A 5,488-nucleotide genomic window follows, 5' to 3' on the forward strand; every position below is an offset into this window, starting at 1 on the left:
AGCTCCGTCACCGATGGTCACACCCGGCAAAATGGTTGTGTTGGCGCCGATCAACACATGATCACCAATCACCACTTTACCGATACGATACTCCTCTATGAGGTATTCGTGAGCCTTCCCTATCCGGCGATATTCCTGCATATACCCGGTTTTGGTCCTCGGTATCCCCTCCTGCTGCAATGCCTGCCTTCAACAGTTCTTCTTTTGCTTGTAAGGCCCGTTCTGGAGTGCTGAAAACCCCATATTGCAGCAAATAGTAGGTTTGTGGAGGTACCTGAGCCTCTATGACAGTGACAGGGACAGAATTCTCTTTTGCAGATATTGCATCCACACCAACAGATTCTTTAAAGACCGGTACAGCCTCCTCTACTGAAGGATCTGATCCCGGGACCATGCCTCCTCCGTTAAACAGTAACAACATAATATATCCAAACATGCCTCCAGTCACCAGCGCGCTGGCTACAGAGCCAACCAGTTTCCATCTTGAAGGGTGGGGCGGACGCTTTCTGTACTCTTGGACAGAATGATAAGCTTCCTCATCCTCTTCCAGGCTATCTGGTAGAACTTCCGCATCTGACCAGGAAGCCGCCGAACGGCCAAAGGGGTCCTCCCATCCCTCTTGTACTCTTAATGTTGGAGCAAAACGCCGACTTGAAATGCGTTTGTTCAGATCCTCAGGCTCGTTGATCTCTGATTCTTGCGTAGCTACAGTATTTTTCTTCATTCCTCTGTTCCGTTCCGTTCCTTTATGCGAGTTATCAGTTTCACGCTGTTCGTTCGTAATCGACTCGTTTTTGTACGGAAGCACCTGTAGCTTATCCTCCCGGCTTGTCTCCGGCAACTGTTTGTCGAACCGGAATTTCATCTTTGTCTTGTTCATGGATGCACTCCCTCCTTGTCCCATACTTCCTCATAGTCTGTTGTATGAGTCAAGCTAAGAATATATACCCCAGCATTACAAAAAAAGGGTATCCCGAAACACAGTCGTGTTCGGAATACCCTCGAATAAATGTAATTCATTGGCGTAACGGCTCATTTTTATACGTATTACACTTGCTGTCCGCGAAGATGGCGCGCTAACGCGTCACCTGCTTTCCAGATATCTCCCGCTCCCATCGTCAGCACAAGATCACCCGGCTGTAAGCGATCTTTCAACTCCTCGATCACAGCTTCTTTGGTCGGCAAATAGATTGCATTCGCATTGCTGTTTTGGACGATTAAATCCACGAGCTTGGAAGAATGCACGCCTTCAATCTGTTTTTCTCCCGCTGGTGAATAAATATCGGTAATGATGACTTCACTAGCCTCGCTAAACGCGCGGCTAAACGCATCGAGCAGGAAAAAGGTGCGGCTATAGCGTTGCGGCTGGAATACAGCAATAATACGCTTGCCAGTCGCTCTCGCTGCGCTAATCGTAGCCTCAATCTCTGTTGGGTGATGCGCATAGTCATCAATAATCAGTATGTCATTGCTTTCACCTAGTACTTGAAAACGACGCTTCGCTCCGTGAAATTCTACAATAGTAGCAGCGATTTGATCGAATGGAATCCCTGCTTCCAAACAGGATATCACAGTAGCCATCGCATTATACATGTTATGTTTACCCGGCACTGATAGTTCGATCGTTCCGAGTGCTATTCCTTTACGGCTCATAGTGAAGCTTAATCGACGGTCACCTAATTGGATATCTGTCGCCATATAATCCGCTTCATGCTCCACTCCATAAGTAATGACCCGAGTCTGGAGCTGAGGCAACATTTCCCGGATGTTCTGATCATCTGCGCATACAATAGCCGCCCCATCCGGTCGAATTTGACTCAAAAACTGTACATAGGCACTTTTCAGACGATTAAAGTCGCCATCGTAATTTTCCAAATGATCCGCTTCAATATTGGTTACAATGCCTTGCCAAGGATGATATTGCAGGAAAGAACCATCACTCTCATCCGCCTCAGCAACGACAAACTCGCTTTTACCTGCTTTGGCATTCGTCCCCAAATTCGTGATTTCGCCGCCAATAATATACGTTGGATCAACGTTACATCTTTCCATAACCAGAGCGATCATGGAAGAGGTTGTCGTTTTACCGTGCGCACCCGCAACAGCTATTCCCTTACGTTCGTTAAGCAAGCGAGCCAGCATCTGCGAACGGTGCAGAGTTGGAATATTCAATTCCTCCGCTGCCACCCGCTCCACATTGTCACGTGACAATGCTGTTGAATAGACGACGATATCCGCGCCTGCAATATGCTCAGGCGTGTGTCCAATATATATTTTTGCGCCTTTTGCCGCCAGTTTTTCTGTCAGCTCCTGTGATGCCACATCTGAGCCAGTCACGGTATAACCCATCTCCAGCATGACCCGAGCAATCGCGCTCATCCCGTATCCGCCGATACCGATAAAATGAACATGTTCCGAAGTAATCAACAAATTTCACCAACCTTTTTCCGAATCGGTTTGATACATAAGGGTAGCCCGTACATCCGCAATAAGGTACAGCGTGCCGGACACCACCCCCAGATCTTCCGCTTCCGTATGTGACTGAAGCAGGCCAAGAGCCTTTTTCCAGTCACCTTCTACAATTATTTTTAAATCCGTTTTGGCATAAGACGGCCGCAGCTTCTCCACGAGATGAGCCAATTCAGCGGCATTCATTTTGCGGCGAAAATCGGGCTCGGTCAGGATAAGCGTATCCACTAGTGGCAGTATATGCTGCAAGTATGCTTCATGATGCTTGTTTGACAGCATCCCCATCATTAAAACCAATTTTTTGTACGAATACACTTGAGGAAGACTCTTGGCCAGCGTCTGTGCTCCTTCTGGATTATGAGCTCCATCAAGGACAATCCTCGGCGAGGTACTGACTTGTTCGAGACGCCCTGCCCAGGCAGTTTGCCTAAAGCCCTCCAGCAGTTCTGCATCATCCAACACAAAAGCCATATACTGACGTAGGACCTCAAGTGCCATCATAGCTCCTGCCGCATTAGAACATTGGTGCTCGCCTAACAACGTGATGTCAATTTCCATATGTCGGAAGGGCCCCGCGAATGAAAAGGTCTGAGCTGTTTCATCCCCATTTAGCCGTTCATACGTAAACTGTTCTCCTGCCAGGTACAAGGTAGCTCCTTGCTTTGCCGCCGTTTCACGTATGACCTGAATAGCCTCGGGTTGGGAAACACAACTGACGACAGGTACACCCGGTTTGATGATACCAGCCTTTTCCCTTGCAATCTGTTCGAGCGTATCTCCCAAAATATCCGTATGATCATAGCCGACATTCGTAATAACCGAGACGATTGGACTCACGATATTAGTTACATCCATCCTTCCCCCGAGACCTGTCTCCCATACCACAACATCTGGGAAAGATACCGTAGCATAGTATAAAATAGCCAACGCTGTCGATACCTCAAACATCGTAGGTGATCCCAATTCACTATCTGCGATTTCTTTCACCAACGGATACAAGCGATTGGCAAGCAAAACCAGCGTTTCATCGGGAATATCGGTCCCATTGAATTGAAAACGGTTCGTAAATCGGGTGATGTACGGAGATGTAAAAGTTCCGACATCGTACCCACATTTCAGTAGCACAGAGGTCAGAAAGGCACAAGTCGAGCCTTTACCGTTGGTTCCCGCAATATGCACAAACTTCAGATGTCGTTGCGGATCACCCAACTTACTCATTAGCTGTTCAATTCGTTCCAATCCGGGTCTGATGCCAAACGGAATCAAGCCGTTAATCCATTCCACTGCTTCATCATAGCTTTGTAAAGGAGCCGTATCTCCGCCCCTGATCGTATCTGACATCCTCTTCACCTTCAGGTCATTTTATTGTGAGTGAAATTATCCCTTGAGTTCTTCAATACGTGCGATAACTTTAGCGCGCTTATCTGAGTAATCGGCTTGCTTGGCCTTTTCTTCCTCGATGACTTTAGCTGGTGCCTTCGCCACAAAGCCTTGGTTAGATAACTTTTTCTCCACGCGCTCCACTTCACTGTTCAAATGCTGAAGTTCTTTTTCCAGTCTGCTAATTTCCTGGGCAATATCAAGCAGTCCGGCCAGCGGCAGGTATAGCTCTGCGCCGCTAACTATAGATGTCATCGCTTTATCTGGAACGGTGAATTCTAATCCTGCGTCGAATTCAGACGTATTACAGAATCTACGTACATATTCCCCATTGCGGTTAATGGTATCGAGAACGGCTTGATCGCCGGGTTTTATGAGTAATTCAATTTTCTTACTCATCGGCACGTTGACTTCAGCGCGGATATTGCGTACAGCGCGAATTACGTCGATCAGCAAATTCATTTCAGCGACTGCATCCTTATCCTCAAAAGCCGGATCATAAACAGGCCAAGCGGCCAGTGTAATCGTTTCTCCCTCATGCGGGAGATGCTGCCATATTTCCTCAGAGATAAACGGCATGAACGGATGAATCATGCGCAGCGTCCGATCCAATACATATGCAAGTACGGATTGCGTTTTCTTTTTCGCCTCTGCATTGTCGCCATATAGGGAAAGCTTCGCAAACTCAATGTACCAGTCGCACAAATCATCCCAAATAAAGTTATACAGAAGGCGGCCTGTCTCGCCAAATTCATAAGCATCTATTAGACGCGTGATGTCGCGTGAAGTTTCGTTTAGACGATGCAGGATCCAACGATCAGCGGTGCTCAAGTCACCAGTAATATCTATATCTGCAGAAGTGACGCCTTCCAGATTCATCAGCGCAAAGCGTGACGCATTCCAGATTTTATTGGCAAAGTTACGGGCCTGCTCCACCCGCTCCCAGCGGAAACGAAGGTCTTGCCCAGGCGTGCTACTGGTGGAAATCATATAACGCATGGCATCGGTACCATATTGGTCAATCACGTCGAGCGGATCAACACCGTTGCCGAGGGATTTGGACATTTTTCTACCGTCCGCATCACGAACCAACCCGTGCATAAGTACGTCCTTGAACGGAATCTCTTCCGTAAACTCCAGCGCGGTAAAAATCATACGCGATACCCAGAAATAAATAATGTCATAGCCTGTAACCAAGACATTAGTCGGATAGTAGCGTTTGAGGTCCTCTGTCTGCTCAGGCCAGCCCAGTGTCGAAAACGGCCACAAAGCCGAGCTGAACCAAGTATCCAGCACATCCTCATCCTGTTTTAGCTTTCTGCCAGCGTACTCAGGCAAAGTTGTAGGGTCCTCCGCCGATACAATAACTTCTCCGGTTTCCTCATCGTACCATGCCGGAATACGGTGTCCCCACCATAATTGACGGGAAATACACCAGTCACGCACATTTTCAATCCAATGCAGATAAGTACGTTCAAAGCGATCCGGTACAAAGTTTACCCCGTTGCCAGCCTTCTGCACTTCAATCGCTTTAGCTGCCAGAGGCTTCATTTCCACAAACCATTGTGTGGACAGATAAGGTTCTACAACTACACCTGTACGCTCACTGTGGCCTACTTGGTGTACGTGCTCTTCAATA

Annotated in this window: 3 protein-coding genes and 2 pseudogenes; all 5 read right to left on the reverse strand. The window is 47.7% G+C overall.

From position 1 onward, the window contains the following. Window positions 1–114: pseudogene (locus tag GRP75_RS18180) on the reverse strand (acyltransferase); the annotation flags it as partial. Continuing rightward, window positions 104–880, reverse strand: a pseudogene (locus GRP75_RS18185) (SPOR domain-containing protein); the annotation flags it as partial. The pseudogenes GRP75_RS18185 and GRP75_RS18180, both read right to left, overlap by 11 nt. Window positions 881–1,047: 167 nt before the next feature. Continuing rightward, complete coding sequence (gene murC / locus GRP75_RS18190) at window positions 1,048–2,427, reverse strand: UDP-N-acetylmuramate--L-alanine ligase (RefSeq protein ID WP_160789981.1); 1,380 nt, start codon at window positions 2,425–2,427, stop codon at window positions 1,048–1,050. A 6-nt stretch (window positions 2,428–2,433) separates the two neighbouring features. Next, a complete protein-coding gene (locus tag GRP75_RS18195) occupies window positions 2,434–3,810 on the reverse strand; it encodes a bifunctional folylpolyglutamate synthase/dihydrofolate synthase (RefSeq protein WP_023989957.1) in 1,377 nt (458 codons plus the stop codon). A gap of 36 nt (window positions 3,811–3,846) precedes the next feature. Further along, on the reverse strand, window positions 3,847–5,488 hold a 1,642-nt coding region (gene valS, locus GRP75_RS18200), incomplete at its 5' end, for a valine--tRNA ligase (protein ID WP_160789980.1).

The organism is Paenibacillus sp. OT2-17, assembly GCF_009827695.1.
Classification (GTDB): Bacteria; Bacillota; Bacilli; order Paenibacillales; family Paenibacillaceae; genus Paenibacillus; species Paenibacillus polymyxa_B.